Source organism: Enterobacter ludwigii (assembly GCF_001750725.1).
GTDB classification, from domain to species: domain Bacteria; phylum Pseudomonadota; class Gammaproteobacteria; order Enterobacterales; family Enterobacteriaceae; genus Enterobacter; species Enterobacter ludwigii.
Map to the genome: position 1 here is coordinate 1,533,461 of NZ_CP017279.1, position 15,636 is coordinate 1,549,096.

Sequence of the window (15,636 nt, forward strand, 5' to 3'; positions counted from 1 at the left end):
TTGCAAGATACGTGGGAAAGCGCTGAGGATGGATTCTTTCAATAGGCCGATTTCGAATCGGGAAAATCTTGACGTGATCAGAACTGATTGATAGGGAGAAACGCCGTGGGGCTATATGAGAAGTGGTGTGAATCCATTAAAGAAAATGATGAACGCAAGTATTACTGGACGTATGTCGAGAAGGACGGCGGCCGCGATGATATCCGCGAGGACCTTGCTGAGACCATTCGCTCGCACTACGAACGACTTGAACGCATCGCCGATGACGTAGGGCGACTAGGATACAAGGTTGCTGCCAAGATCCTCCGCGAGGCAATGCCTAATACCCCGAAGGGCCGCTCTGGCGACCTCGGCGAAATCCTTGCGACTGAACTAGTTGAGGAAGAAATCGGTCTGCGGGTACCCGTGCGCCGGCTCCGTTACAAGGACGGCCGTAACATGGCCATGCGCGGCGATGACATCATCGGCGCGGGCTACCAAGGCAATAAGCTCTGGCTGCTAAAAGGTGAAGCTAAAAGTAACCAGAAGCTTGGCAAAACCACGGTCACCGCCGCCCGCAAGGTCCTCGACCGCGACAATGGCCGCTGCACGCCTGACTCGCTGCTGTTCGTCGCCAATCGCCTGCTGGAGAGCAACGACGCTGGCGATAACGCACTGGGTCGCGACCTTCGTGACGAAGTGGGTCTTAAGTCTATGCCAGCCGATCGCATCGACCACATGCTCTTCACCGTGTCGGGTAACGGCCCTCACGCTTCCCTGAAAGAGAACCTTGAAGCCGCTGGAGTCAACAGGGACCATTACGTCGTGAACATTCACGTCGAAGACCATCAGGATTTCATTGCGGCAATGTACCTAGAGGCGGAAGATCTTGGAGACGACTGAAGAATTAAGCACCTTCCTGACGGCCGCTACAGTTGACGGTATTCTCGGGCGCCTCCTCTATCGCGGTGCAGCTTGGTCGTTGATGCGCAAGAATGGCGTATTGCCGCAAAACGCTCCGCCGCTTGGCGCAACCATCGAAACAGATCTTGCCGAGCACGGTTTTGCCCTGCTTCGAGGCGCAATGGCACTGCGGGCTCAGGCTGGTGCTTCGGAACTCACTGGCAAGGCCTTTGAGCGCGCAGCCAACGCCTTCGAAGCCCTCGTGCGTAATGGTGATCCAGAGTCGCCTGATCGCGGATTCCGCCGCACCATTGCTGCTGCAGCCTACCATCTAGCCGGCTTCTCGGCCGTCGCCTTTTCAATCTTCAACGAGATAGAGGAAGACCTTAACGTCTCACCCGGGGAAATAGCGATCCGACACCTGATACTGCGCGATCTCGATCAACTTCGCGGCTTCGTTCGCGACTGGTTGAATTATGGGGCTCACGGCGATGAGCAGATCGCGGCGGCCCTGCAGGGCGGAGATGCTGACGTCGACGAAGTACTGTCGACAATTCTCAATACGACGATCTGCCGTGCCCTGGCATTTTTCGACTTCGCGCTTGAGACGGGCGAGGTTGAGTCGTTCGAAGCCGCGCGAGGGCTCCTTACCACCGCTGTCGGGCTTGCCGACAACGCTGAGAACGTCCCGCTGTGGTGGATCTCGAACCTCTGCCGTCACCTGATCGACGACTTGTGGCAACACTCACTACACCAGAATTTGCCGACTGAGCCACCCGAGGGTGCGGAGGAAAGATATCCCGACCTGCGGCGGTTGTTTATATCTTCCCTTTACGCCCGCAAGACCTCAGAAGTGGAGCTATGGCCATCGCAGCGCGAAGCCGCCCAGCGCTCCACAGACGTCACGGACGATCTGGTCGTCGCCCTGCCGACCAGCGCGGGCAAAACACGGGTGGCAGAGATTGCCGCGTTAATGACCCTATCCTCCGCACGCCGGGTGCTAATCGTCACACCGCTGCGCGCTCTTTCGGCCCAGACCGAACGAACTTTCAGGAAGACCTTCGCGCCCCTAGGGGTTTGGTGTCTCTTCTCTCTACGGCGCCAGCGGCCTTTCGCCCGGTGATGAAGACGCCCTCCGCACACGGGAGATCATCATTGCGACGCCCGAAAAACTCGACTTCGCGCTGAGAAGCGACCAGACGTTGATTGACGATGTCGGCCTGATCGTCCTCGACGAAGGCCACATGATCGGTCCTAGTGAGCGCGAAATCCGCTATGAGACGCTCGTGCAGCGTCTACTTCGGCGCACGGATGCGGCAGAGCGCCGAATAGTTTGCCTTTCCGCGATCCTGCCAAGCGGCGACGAACTCGACGACCTTACCGCATGGATTCGTTCCGACGAACCCGGGGAGCCTGTGCGTTCCGACTGGCGCCCAACGCGCCAGAGATTCGGCGCGCTTACCTGGCGAGGTAAGGACGCGTTGCTACGGCTCGATCTAGACGACGATGGCCCCTTCCTTGACAAATTCGTCGCGGAAAAACCAGCGCTCGGGAAGGAGAAGAAGCCCTATCCACGCAAGAACTCGCACCTCGCTCTGTTCGCGGCATGGGAGTTCGCGAGCCAGGGCAAGCGCACCTTGATCTTCTCTACCCAAGCAAACTGGGTCGAGAGCTACGGCAAACAAGTCGTGGACCTCTGCAAGCGCGGCTATCTGGACTCGTTGCTGGAAGACGAGGCTCCAATCGCCCGCGCCCTAGAAGTCGGCAAGGAATGGTTGGGCGAGGATCACCCAGCCGTGGCCAGCCTGAAGGTGGGCGTTGCCATTCATCACGGCCGACTGCCGAGCCCGTTCCTACGCGAACTGGAACTGCTTCTATCCGAAGGAGCGCTAAAGGTCATTGTCGCTTCGCCGACGCTCTCGCAGGGCCTCAATCTCAACGCTGCCGTGCTGCTTGTGCCCGCGCTATATCGCGCCTCAGAGAAGATCAAAGGAGAGGAGTTCGCGAACGTGGCCGGCCGCGCCGGACGTGCATTCGTCGATGTCGAGGGGCTGATCGTCCATGTCATGTTCGACAAAATCAAATGGCGAAAGAAAGAATGGAGGGAACTGGTCGCCTCTGCCAAGGCCAGGACGCTTAAAAGCGGCCTTATTCAGATCGTTGCCGAAATCCTTGAGCGTCTATCACGCGAGGGCGTCTTGGATATAGATGACGCCTGGGAATATCTCGCCAACGCCCGCGAGGCTTGGAGGTCACCTGAAGAAGAAGCAGTGGTAGCAGAACGACTGGCAGCCGCAGTGGAATACGACGCTTCCACCGACGATGAAGACGAGACGGATGACGAGGAGGAAACCATCGACGAGGAGCCCCTGTCTCAGCTCGTCGAACGCCTCGACGCCACCGTATTCGGTCTGATCGAAGCCCTAGACGCTGATCGCGCCGATCTACCTAAACTTCTAGACGAGGCGCTCAGGGGGTCACTCTGGGCTCGCCAAATTGCTCGGGAGGACGAGGATGTCGCTTCCCTGCACCGGAAGGTATTCGAAGCACGCGCTGCTCTCATCTGGAAAGCTACCACCCCCCCTACGCGACGCGGGCATTTCGCGATGGGAGTAGGGCTCGAAGCTGGCCTCCTCATTGACGCTATGGCGGACGAGTTGGCCGAACTCATCGACAGGGCAGACAGTGCAGCGTTGAGCGGCGACATCAACGAACTCGCCGATGCTCTCGGCGGACTCGGCGAACGCCTGCTGTTCATGCGGCCTTTCATCCCTGACAAGGCGAACGCGCTGCCGCCGAACTGGAAAGCTATCCTACGTAGTTGGGTGTCCGGGGAAGAAGTCTCCAAGATCGGCCCGCAGAACATGCGGGCGGTCGAAGATGCCTTCACCTATCGGCTAGTCTGGGCGCTAGAAGCCGTCCGCACCCGGCGCATGTCCTTCGGCTGGTCGCCGGATACGGTGGCGGGCGCCGCTGCGGCTGTGGTCGAAACCGGTGTCCCACAGTTCATGATGGCGATGCTGATCCGCGCAGGCCTGCCGTCACGGCGCGCGGCAATGGCGGCCATCGAAGATGCTGAACCAATCTTCGTCACGCCCGCAGAAATGCGGGCCTGGCTTGAATCCGACGAGATTACGGCCAAAACCGACGCAGGCGACTGGCCAACACCCGACACCTCCGCGTTATGGGCCCGCTTCCGAACCGAAGCTCTCAGCGGAGGCATCCAGAAATGGTCCGTCGAACGCTATAAGCGCCTACTCGATACCGAGTCCTCCCCGCCCGCTGGCCTCTATCGAATCCTCACCGACGAAGGCGACGCGCGGACTTGGCTGACAACCCCCGACTACCAGCGGATCGCCGTCTTCAAGAAGCCAGCGGTTGATCCCAAGCCCAGTCTATTCTCGGGACAGTTGCCGGGCAAAACCCGGCTCGTGGATGCTCTACGCGTCGGCCGCGGAAAGTTGCGTTGGCCGACTGCCGACGTCTAAAAGGGAACGGTCAAGATGCTGTATGCCTGGATCGACGAACAGAAGCGCGCACCTGTCGCGAAGGGAGAGTGAATCAACTGCCATGACTGTGGCGACATGCTAACCGCCGTTATGCTTGTCGAGAATGCGCCCCATGGGTGGCATAAGGCGGACGACTGTAATCCCTGGAGTTAGCCAGAAGTTTCTTGGCACCTCGTTTGGAAAGAGCACTTCGATATCTCCTTCCGCGAAATCGCGCAACGCGATTTCGCGGAAGAAGAGCTTCACTGAGTTGACATCCTAGTCCGTAGCAGGACTTATTCCATCAATGGGCTCATTGCAGTACCAGATATCAGTACCTAACTTCTGTTGCCAGGCCCAGACGTTCCGAACCGACGGCGATACTCTTCTGCCCCAAGAGCCATCACCTCAACGTCATGCTCGTTCACCTCGATAGCGTTCTTTACACTAAGCTCCCGCTTTAGGATTGCTAGCTCTGGAATAAACTTCGGCTCAGCCCGTCCATTAAATATCGCAGGAAGAAGCAAATACGCGCGTGACTGCCTGTAAATATTAAGAAAGCGGATCAGGTTGACATCGGTTTCTGCATGCATGGTTTGCATACGTGATGCCATCATGAAGGTCTTGCCTGACGTTTCGCCCTCATCATTAGAAAGCCTAGAAGTGATAAGAACACGGTAATGCGCCGGTTCGTCAACGGATATTCCACGCAGAATCGCCAGGTAAATTTCGTCCTGCTTATCGACCGTTCCTAGACGTTGACGCCAACGTGAAAAAATCTTCCTCGCGGCATCCTCGTGCTTAAACATGAGCGCAATCGCTGGAGGATACGAGGGCCCCCAATGAGTAAAAGCAGTTCCATTCCAACCAGCTTGATCCCAAAGATGAACATCTATAACTGAGCGAACACCCAGATCGCGATGATCACTTGTTAGGGGCGGGGAACCTCGTTTTCCTACCGTCGAGCATCTTTCCTGATCCTCAACCGTGTTTAATAAGCGGCGGATGATTACGGGACGAGACGACTCAAGAGTGAACTCCGATATCGCCATCTGCGTCCAATCACTGAGCTTCGATAGCCCTTCTTTGAATACGCGTTGCCGACTATTGCCGACAATTACGACCATGCTAATGCGATCAAGCACCGCCTCACTGCTGAAGAGATGTTCGATCGTTTTTCGCATATACTCCACGTAGCAAGTGGCAGCAAAAATCTCAGCAGCCAATCCAATCAGCATTTTCTGGATGTCGGCCTGCCGGGCAAATGTAGCTGGTTTGAACCCAGTCGGCCAGCGAACTATCGCCGTCATTTCATCAGTATTGATCGTGTAGTCAGGTGCCAGCACTTCAGAACTATCTTGAAGTGATATAGTGAAGTTCTCTGTATGCGCTACGGCGCCGCTTTCGATTGCGGTTGCAAAAAATGCTTCAACGGATCCTATTACTGCTTCTGCGGCAAGAACTAAGGCATCGGAGCACGGGTGAAAGACTGCCACACGAATGCCCTGAACTCTTGAGACAAGGCACTGCGAGTCTGCCTCGTTAAAGATGACAGGACCATGCTGGTTGCTAGATACCGGTTGGCTAGCAAGCAAAGTAAATAACTCGGCCACCTTCTCTGGCGTCTCTTCTTGCGGTATTGATCCCTCCCGACGAAGTTCGGCTTCATGGCCGAGCGCGTAAATCAGCGAGTTTCGACTCTGTTGCAGACCGAGTCCACCAAGAACGTCAGGTAATCGCACAACGTGTTGAAGTTCTTCCGCTGTGAAATTTAGGATTTGGCTCGCCAGAATAAGATCTAACTCCGTAAGTCGCTTCGCGATACGATCTTTTGATGAGTCGTCGAGCGGAAGCATCGCCGTACAACCTCGAACTAACCGAACAGCTTCGAGAGCGTCTGGAAGATGCCGAAGTTCGACAGCAATCCAAGCGAGGGCCATAACCATGGGTACGATCGAAGCCGAAAGGTCACTGTCCTCCTCGGCTTCGATGAACATCGAAGCCATTGCAAAAATGCATGTAGCCCGCGCAGCCCAGAGCAATCCGGCACTACGATAAGCAAACGTGAGCAGTTGCAGTGCTTCGATCAGAGAATCGGCATATTCTTTTTTAGTGAGTTGACGCGCGGCTTTGCCCAACAAACGAATGATTTCGAAGTTATCTTCGAAATCGAGTTGTTGCGCTCGCTTGAGAAGCACTAACGCCCCCTGAGCCTCACCGGTACGCTCAGAAACAAACGCTGCTACCTCGTCAACCAGTTGGACATAACTACTGTCCTTACCGGCGACGAGCCCGAACACCTCAATCATTTTAGTCAAACGCTCAGCAGAAAACTCACCGAGACCTCTCGCACGCTTGACGACATCCGAGAACTGCGGCCATAGCGAACTCAGTTTTTCAGTATCTTGTTTAAGTATCGCCTGATTGACTTCTATGACGAGTAACGACGACAGGGCCTCCAAGGCATTATTTGGACGTTCTTTATTCTCAGCAATTACCTTTAACCTCTCGGTCAATCTAGATGCTCGCTCTTCAAGCCTAGCCTCTTCGACCGTCAAATGCTGATGAATGACCGAGTTGAATAGCAATTGTACTAGATTACAAAGAAACTCAAGGTTTATGGCGTGATCCGTGTCGCACACCAGATTCGCAAACTCGTCATACCTTTCGTTCAAATACGCGATGTCATCGAACCACCAAAAGGCGGTCCAGATGGACTCGTAGTGCGCTTCCAACTTCTGGCGATAAGTTCCATCTTGTTCAGCGAGTCGAATTGCACGAGCAAACCGACCATCTGTCTCGATTCGTGGGAGCTCTAGATTACGCGACAACTTAGCTGCCACCAGAGATTCCGTAACTCGTTGCATTTTCATCCCAGAAAATGCCTCCGGATTGCCGAGCGTTTTCTCGATGTCTTCAAGTTGCTGTGAGCGGGAGTAATCTGTGGGCCCCATACGCCTTGAGCCTGCAACCTCCTGCCCTACACCAAGGTAATTAAAGGCTAGGTCCTTACGATCATTACTGACGACCTGATCAACAATCCAACTCCGGTCAAGAATAGTGATGGTCACACCGTACTGTTTCGAAAGTTCATCCTCGACGCGGGCGCGATCCTTCGCCCGAGCGAACTGCGCTGTTACACAATAAACTTTCTGATAGCCACGCTGCGTAGCCACAATGCCTGCAACGTCATTGCGAACTTTCTCCGCCCACTTTCTCTTAGCACTGAAAGCGAATGCCCAACGCTCCTGTGCAGCATTTGCGTCCCCCATATACGTGAGAGTAGCAATCTCGTCGGCAATCGGAATAGTTTCTGAATCAGCTTTGCTGTCCCCTCCTCCCTCCGGACCGGTAGCAGGCTTCAAGTTTGGGCAGATCGTGCGTTCGCACAACTTGCGACAAAATATCTCGAAATCATGGGTCTGGTTACGCGATGTAATACTATCGAGGTGGTACTCAAGTGCCGAGGCATCGAGTTGATATGCTGTGCGATCGCTGGTATCCGAGTAAAATTCAGGACGCAGTTCACGCATGAATTTTGATGGCGCTACCCCTTTTACTTGTTCTCTTTCAGCCATTCATTGCCTCTTAAATACGAGTTCCGCCATCGTATACATGCGAAGAAAATGTTCGAATGTCACCATGCACTTCTGCGCCAAGCCTAGACCTCCAGCGCCCCTAAACTAATGTTTCCAGCTCGCTGTAAGCCAAGCGCGACAAGCACCGTCCTGCCTTCGCTAGGTTCACCTGCAAGGCTATGCTACCTGTTCTCTGGATTTTACCCCGATTCATGGTATTCCCTGAATTTAAGTAGAGAAGGCTGAGGCCTGATACGTCTCTAATAAAGCAGCCTCGGCTCCAGTGAGGCCCAGTTTCGACCAATAGCAGCGAAGTGCGAAGGATCACCTGCTGCCCAGAATATGGAAAAAACGTCGACCAAAAGATTGAAGTTTACGCTTCCGCGTCGACTTTGAAAATTATCGCAGAGCTTCAATCTAAGAATTTGATTAGAAAAAGTTGATATGTCACAGAAACGCAGGTAAAAAACTTATCTCGGCTGAGACAATCAAATAATTTTGTAGGAGTAAGGGCAATATGGGGACTCCAGAAAACTACCACCTTAAGGGCTATGTAGACCACTCACTACCAGGTCAAATCGAGACGTTACATAAGGCGACGTTTTCTAGCAAAGAGGAAGTACTTACATCCAGCACGCTCTCACCTGAAGATGTTTTCATTTTAGTCGAAAGACTCCACTGGGCTTCAATTAGTGGCAATATAACTCATCATCTTGAAGAAGGTGCATCTAAAGTAATACTAAAATATCCATTTTCGCAATTCTGGGAAATAATCACTGACTCATTCGCTATCGCCCAGTACTCTAATGAGTACGGAATTGCGTTCCAACATGATTTAAAATCAAAGCTAAAGCTGGAGAGCCTTAACTTTCCCCACTTCATTCGAATTATACTTTCAGCACATTCGATCGGCGAGGAATTTGATAGCATAAGTATTCCCCCTCACAATGCTGATATTGGGCATTTCGAGTGTCGAGCGGATATAATTTCTCATGCAGCTTATATAGAGGGTATGCTTTACAAGATAATAACTGACAGCAAAAAAACCACATATAATCTTGCTGATAAAATGACATATAATAGAAAAATAGATTTTTGCGAAAAGGAGAAACTACTAAGCAATGAGCTTCTTTCAATTGTCAAATTGCTGAAAGATTTGAGAAATCAAGCTGCGCATCAGTTTTCGTTTGAGAAATGCGGCCCAACAGGAAACTATCTTAAAATTAACCCCGTCAGCGATAAGTTATTAGAGGAGATAAAGAGTTTTGTATGCGCCTGCGAAAAGCGGTACTCTTTGAAGGAAGGGAGGATAAATCGCTTTGACAATGTTTTTCGAATGCTTGCAGGAGAGTTAAATGCCAAGGCCAATTTGGCCCAAATGATAACCTTAGGAAAACAATACCCAGCCGAGCTATCGAGTTACTTCTACGGATAACAGAATTTTATAAAACTTCAACTTCTAGAATGAGGGTTCGGTCTTTGTATCTGCTATGCATTAACCTCCTCCTTCTTGACTTTATTAATAAGATTGATGAGCTGAGAACCGAAGTTGCCTATAAGCTCTTCAATGATATCAATGGCGTTCTGATCGACAGAATAAACAGCAAATCGGTTGTTGAGTTAATGTAAATATCTACCCATCAGTATATTGAGGAAATAACAGCAGAAAAAATTTCTGTTGTTAAAATTGGCGTAAGCTCTATGAGAATGCATATCGATGGGAGTATTGGAGCGCTCAATGTACGGATCAGCATCCGATCGGCGTAAAGGTGATGGAGCTGAAATTCCAGCTTCGTTTCCCGTGTACAGTGAAATGGAAGTTCTATTTAAACAACCATTGGGTAGTTCCATTAACCTTAATAAGTTTAGCGTAGATATTACGACTTGGTACGAGTAAACCTGGCCTGCACCTCACAGGCCAGACGTTTGCGCTCAGTGTTAATACTGCTCAATGTCAAAGGAGACGCCCTGGCGAGGGTTACCGTTCATGGTGATAATGCTCAGCAATGCACGATCGCCTGAGAGGGCCGAGAATTTTTGTCTCAGGTGGCGCCTCAGCGGGTCGCTTGCCGTCGTCAGCACTAACCCAAGCCCCTTCTCCTGCATCGTCAGCATCCTGAAAATATCCGTCATAGCCACCCGGTTCATATCATCCAGGTGAGCGACAGGCTCATCAAGAAAGAAGGTGCCGCCCAGGGTCCTTGCTCTGGCAAGATATAGGGACAGTGCAAGATCCTGCCGCTGCCCCTGGCTGAAATAATCCTGCGTAATAAGTTCATCATCCGCTTTTTCACCTGTCAGTGCCCTCCATCTCAGCTTGCCGTCTTTTGCCACTTTCAGTCCGTCGTAAACTTCATTGGCATGCATTCGTGAAAACATCTCCGAAGCAGGTTCGATGAGATTCTTAAGACTGAGGCTGGTCAGACGTTCGATTTCGGATGCTAGCTCATCACGGGCCTGCTCACCTTCCCGCTTTCTGCGTGTGTGTTCATCTATCCTGCGCTCAAGCGTCTCAATGCTGGTGCGAAGCGTTCCCGCGCGTGAAATAGTCCTGTGCAGATCCACGGCCGTCTGAGCCAGTGCATATAGCGTCTCCAAATGATTCAGGCGGTTCTGCATGCTTGCATGTGCCTCTTCACACTGGAGCAGATTCGCTTTTGTCAGGTCTGCAGCACTGACTTTTCTCCACTGAGTCTGGATGAACTGAAGGTCAGCAAGGACAGCAACAAGCTGCGCTTCTGCAGCCGTTATTTGTTGCAGGCTATTAGAGACGTCTTCCCCGGTCTGCTTCAGCCCCATTTCGGATACCTGCTGCGCCAGCCGCGCCGTCTTGAGGGCAATGTCAGTATCATCCTTCATCTTCGCCAGCGAAGACTGCACAGACTGGCACCGGTCGTAGACAGATAATTCGACCACTGCGTCTGTATCCGTCTTTAGAAATGCTTCCGCGGCAAGTAGCCTCTCCCTGAACGCTGCATAACGTGCAGACAGGTCCAAGTGAGCGATAAACTGAGATAACTGTTCGGGTGAAGATGAAGTTATTCCGCTCTCCTCAAAAAAGACACTATTGCAATGCGCCCTAAATGCCTCACTGAGCTTGCTCTCCGCTGCGGCAAGGGATGCTGAAAAGGCGTCTGCATCACGCAATAAGCCTTCCTTTTCCCTGAGCTTCTCTTCCATGCCCGCATAATCACTGCGCATTTGCTCAAGCTGCACATTCAGCGCCTGTGCTTCAGGAGAAAGCCTGTCGCGGGCCGTACGTAACGCAGTTAATAAACGTTCATTTTTAACCCAGTCATGCGTGCAGAGCGGACAACAGCTCCCCTGTACCTGACTGACAAGCTGCAATCCCAGTGCGTGCAGTTCAGCGGTCTGATCATCCAGAGCCCTGACCGAGTATGTCATCCGCTTAAGTTCATCCGCTGCCTGTTGTTCTTTAACACGTAACGCGACAACCTCATCCCGCGACACGCGCCTGATACGAGACTGCCATTCCTCACGAGCCTGTCCTGAAATATACACACTGCGTGCCACATCCAGGTAGCGACTCAGTTCTTCGTGATAGCCCTGCAACGCGCCTGACGGGATACCCTTTTCAAAGTAGTTTTCAAGCAGCTGCGTATCCGTGAAACGGTGATTTGCGCTGACACCCGCCTGCTGCATTATCTGAGCATAATCCTGCGCCAGGGATCCTTGCGCAGCCATCCATTTCAGCCGCGTGTCTAGTTCCCGAACCTGACCGTCGTCACGCAGTTTTTGCTCCCCGGCATGTTGATGCTTCTGGTTGGCATCCTGCCATGCGGTGCGATGCACAAGGATTCGGGTGCGTAACTGCTGCTCCTCTCCGGATGCATGCTCAAAGGCTTCCCACCGGGCTGAAACATCAAGACAGATGGCTCCATAATTTTCCGTCTCACGTCTGTATTCCGCTATATCCGTTTGCGCACGTTGAAGGAAGGTTTCATGATTTGACTTGTCCAACCCGGAATTCAGACTGACGGCAAGCTGCGAAATCAGCTCAGCCGCATCTGACGCAGGTTCATTTACTTTTTCAGCCTCATTGACGGCGCGGAGCTCTTCCCGGAGACGGTCTAGCCGCTGTGTCAACTGGCTGACACCGGGCAGATACTGGAGATAACTGTTGATGGACTGCTGTAGAGGTATGAGATGTCCGTACCCCAGAATGTTGGCAAAGACCTGTGAACGCTGTTCGGCTTGCGATTCATCGACCAGCAGGGATAAGGCATTAGAATAAAGCCACCGGCTATTGCGAAGCCAGGCCTGCTTTGTCAGAACCGCCTGGGGACGGTTCTTGCCCGCACCAATTTCCTTCGGAGAGAGTAGGCTAAGAAGAGACAGGGTGTTGCATTGAGTGATGACCTGTCCGTCGGACTTCTCCAGTCCCTTCAGCGTGCGCGTTAGCCGATACTGCTGACCGTTGATAATGCAGTCTGCGGCAACAAAGGTTTCTCCATCCCCCCACTTACAGGTCAGCGAACTTTCTGAAACGTCAGGTAATATGCCCGTCAGTAACCACTCCACCGCCTGACAAAGCGTGCTTTTTCCCGTACCATTTGCGGCATAAATAACGGTCAGTCCCGAGTTAAGCGGAATGGTCACCTTTCCGGGTATTCCCCTAAAACGGCTGATCGTCACGTTTAATATCTGAAGATTATACATCGCTGCTCTCCCACTTACTTCCATGGTTCAGGGCGATAGCACGCGGGGAATTTCCCGACTCAAATTCAGCCAGAAGCGCTTGCGTGCTGCCTGTGACCCTAAGGTCTACGGCAGAGATTCCCCGCTGCTCCAGCGGGGCAAGCCCCAGCATTGTGACGCGACCGATGCGTTTCCACTCCCCATTTTCCATCCACACGAAATGCTTTCTGACCAGACGGGTATTCTGCTCAATATCTGTAATCATGCCGTCAGGGACACAGTGAACTGACGGCATCGCATATATTACGCTTGCATCAATGACCCTACCCGTGCCTTCACGAGTCCGGGCCATAGCGTCCGCAATCCTTTCGCTGACGATCAATTCTCTTTCCATCTGGTCAGGTTTCGCGTTTAAAGGCCACAGCAGCATGCATGCATATTCGGATTCCCAGTAAAGACTGCCTTCAGACAAACCCTCAAGGTATTCTGCCGGAAATGTTTTCCTGAAGAATCCGGCAAAGGCTGCTTTTGTTTCAAATTCAGCAATCAAACTATCCATTTTTTACCGTCCATAAATTGCTCAGATAGCACTCAAGCTCAGCCAGATCGTCATTTCGCGTCCGGCTGAGCAGAGGATTAAGGGGGAAAAGCCAGGCTCTGCGCGTTGAACGTGGCGCAGCGAAGGAGTCAGCCTCCGCCGCAGGTTCAGCAATATTGGCGCGAGTTAGATCCTGTCGGATTGAACGACCGTGTGAAGGTAGGTCCTCTTCCACATCAGCAAACACGCTCAGGTCGCAATGCTCCCCCCCATCCTGTATCCATTGGGTCAGTATGGCGTCAACCTGCGTGTCACTCATTTCATCAGGTAACCATCCCATCACGGACTCAGGTGTCCCCACACCGTTCCATAAAAGATGCCCCGTCACGGCATGATTACCGTTCCAGCTGAGGCTGGGGTGCATTGAAAGGTAGCTTAGCGCTCTGATCACTTTACGAATGCCCCGGCGCTGTTGAAGGAATGTGTTCACCTGCGGATAGACATAGGACCTGGGCCCGCTCAGTGCATAATGAACAAAATAGCCGGCATAGGGAGGGGCACATGTCACCAGCGCATGCCGAAATGCATTCACCCCCTCCTGTACAAGGAATTGCGGGGGATCAGTGAAGGGATCCAGCAGCACCCGCTGAAGCTCAAGTTGTATACCATCGGCTACCTCGTAAAAACACCCATTGTGCCATTGCCACATGTAAGAGGATGTCGCGGTAAATTCATCACCCGCCGAATTAAACCGAAGACAAAACATCGCAGAGGTCACGCTCTTATCCCGGATTAACAGGGCCGGAATCGGCCCGTTATCGGCGTGCAAAAGATCATCACCTGCACTGGCTGGGTAAATTCCTGAGGCATAACGTATGCCGTCCGTAATCTCCACTTGTGACTGATGGCAGAAAATGACCCCTAGAAAACGCTTCTGCCGTAGGCTCTCAAAACGGCGGATTTGTGCGTTAAAATGCTCCTGTGTCAGCGCACAGGATGATGAGACCAGAAGGACGTTGGGTCGCCGGTGACCGTCATCAGCAATGCTCAGAGAGAGACGGTCATCCAGTACCGTGCCGGAAGAACCGGCCGGAGTGTAATAATCGGTGTTCAGAACGGGCCAGAGATTCACATCATTAAACGCCAGGCGAAGCGCGCGCCCTGCATAACTCAGCGCGGCATCGCAGTCGCAGGTTTCCAGTAAAATAAAGCGGTGAATATCGCCTACACCGGACTTTACCCAGCACCAGCCCGCCTGATACTGAGCCCTTCCCGGGTAAAGGCCCTCGCTGTCAGCAGAAAGCCAGCCGTCGTTTTTCCAGGTGTTTAGCATGGTACCGGGCACGATGCCGCAGCCTGCCTGTAAAATAACGGTGCCCTGACATTCACTGATAAGCGCATCAATGGAGCACTGGTCAGCAGGGTCAAAAGCATTCGCAGGGCAGACCAGCATGACCGGATAGTTTCCGGCCACCTCGGGCATTTTATCTTTTAGGAATTCGCCCAGCATACGCACAGAAAGTCTTTCACCCGCAGGAAAAATAAATGCGTTCAGCCGGCCTGCGGATAACAGGTTTTCATTTCCGTAATGGGTATAAACGTTTTCTGCATGCATGGCGCGTACATCCGCCGCAATAGCGCCCTCTGGATAAACCTCCCGGAAAAAATCCAGAACGCTCTGTTGAGAAAAATACACTTCACGGCGAAAATAGATGCTCATGAGGTTGTCGGACGCACGCACAAGTGGCGAGAGCGATTCACGGGTGTAAAGCTCAATATTCAGTCGCTCAAACTGCGGATACACCATGTCATATAATGCCTGTCCGGTTTTTTCCTTAAGCAGCGGGGATTTTCTGAGCAACGCATATTTGTCCCGGACGGCAACCAGTGCTTTGAGGTAATCCGTTTTTCGTCCGATAAGATCGGCCAGCGCAGTAGAGTTTCGCTGGAAATACTGATGTGTTTCGCCGTTAACGTTATCAGAAACTACGAGAATATAGCGGAATGGGAGACCGTCAGGAGGAAGCAAATCACTTATCACCAGACTGCGCAGGCAGATTTTTATCCACTCATCGCGAACTTCTGGCATGGTAAACGCTTTCGAACTGTACCGTTTACATTGTACGATGCCCGCAATCACTCGGTCTTTCATCAGTTGAACGTCTATACCGTTATCGGAACCATCGTTTATCCGAAAGGCAGTGTCATACCAGTCCCAGGTCGCCTCAACCTTTTTCTCATCAAATAAATCCCGGACGATTAATTCGAATGCTCTGGGGTCAAGCGTGCCAAAAGGCAACTGTCCGCAGTCATGAGCATAAATATCCCGAGCGTTGTCGTGAGCCCGCGCTCTCTCCCGAACATCGTCTTCATCGCTGTAAATATGAATACAGGCGTCCATTCACCATCCCTTAGACAACGTAGTCAATATTTTTTGTATCATTTTAAGGCACTTTACTCCCAATTGAGTCGGGCACAAAACCTGAAATGC

Annotated in this window: 9 protein-coding genes; 5 read left to right on the plus strand and 4 right to left on the minus strand. The window is 52.4% G+C overall.

The genetic code is table 11. From position 1 onward, the window contains the following. Positions 1–105 precede the first annotated feature (105 nt). The 3 genes from BH714_RS07275 (at position 106) to BH714_RS07280 (ending at position 4,370) form a co-directional block, all read left to right on the plus strand. A complete protein-coding gene (locus BH714_RS07275; protein ID WP_016237032.1) occupies positions 106–882 on the plus strand; it encodes a HamA C-terminal domain-containing protein in 777 nt (258 codons plus the stop codon). Then, positions 869–2,005, plus strand: a complete 1,137-nt coding sequence (locus BH714_RS24410; protein WP_250637390.1) for a DEAD/DEAH box helicase — start codon at positions 869–871, stop codon at positions 2,003–2,005. The genes BH714_RS07275 and BH714_RS24410 overlap by 14 nt, the downstream gene beginning before the upstream one ends. 61 nt (positions 2,006–2,066) lie before the next feature. Further along, the gene (locus BH714_RS07280; RefSeq protein WP_250637391.1) at positions 2,067–4,370 is read left to right on the plus strand and encodes a hypothetical protein; all 2,304 of its coding nucleotides are present in this window, start codon (positions 2,067–2,069) and stop codon (positions 4,368–4,370) included. A 338-nt stretch (positions 4,371–4,708) separates the two neighbouring features. Here BH714_RS07280 and BH714_RS07285 read toward each other — a convergent pair whose 3' ends face one another. Continuing rightward, positions 4,709–7,948, minus strand: coding sequence for a hypothetical protein (locus BH714_RS07285; RefSeq protein ID WP_040017489.1), 3,240 nt, complete (start codon positions 7,946–7,948; stop codon positions 4,709–4,711). Between the two features lie 517 nt (positions 7,949–8,465). Here BH714_RS07285 and BH714_RS07290 point away from each other — a divergent pair. Further along, positions 8,466–9,383 (plus strand): hypothetical protein, encoded by a 918-nt coding sequence (locus BH714_RS07290; protein WP_040017491.1) that lies wholly within the window; start codon positions 8,466–8,468, stop codon positions 9,381–9,383. 303 nt (positions 9,384–9,686) lie between these two features. Further along, positions 9,687–9,845: a pPIWI-associating nuclease domain-containing protein gene (locus tag BH714_RS24465; RefSeq protein ID WP_162182836.1), complete on the plus strand. Its 159-nt coding sequence runs from the start codon at positions 9,687–9,689 to the stop codon at positions 9,843–9,845. Positions 9,846–9,886: 41 nt separating this feature from the next. On the opposite strand, the gene BH714_RS07295 is transcribed toward BH714_RS24465, so the two are convergent. The 3 genes from BH714_RS07295 to BH714_RS07305 are packed head-to-tail and all read right to left on the minus strand — an operon-like array spanning position 9,887 to position 15,546. Beyond that, positions 9,887–12,628 carry an AAA family ATPase gene (locus BH714_RS07295; RefSeq protein ID WP_236918394.1) on the minus strand — a complete coding sequence of 914 codons (2,742 nt, stop codon included), beginning with the start codon at positions 12,626–12,628 and terminating at the stop codon, positions 9,887–9,889. Next, positions 12,621–13,166 carry a hypothetical protein gene (locus BH714_RS07300; RefSeq protein ID WP_040017492.1) on the minus strand — a complete coding sequence of 182 codons (546 nt, stop codon included), beginning with the start codon at positions 13,164–13,166 and terminating at the stop codon, positions 12,621–12,623. The genes BH714_RS07295 and BH714_RS07300 overlap by 8 nt, the downstream gene beginning before the upstream one ends. Next, positions 13,159–15,546, minus strand: a complete 2,388-nt coding sequence (locus BH714_RS07305; RefSeq protein ID WP_040017493.1) for an ABC-three component system protein — start codon at positions 15,544–15,546, stop codon at positions 13,159–13,161. Before BH714_RS07305 ends, BH714_RS07300 begins: the two co-directional genes overlap by 8 nt. Positions 15,547–15,636 lie beyond the last annotated feature (90 nt).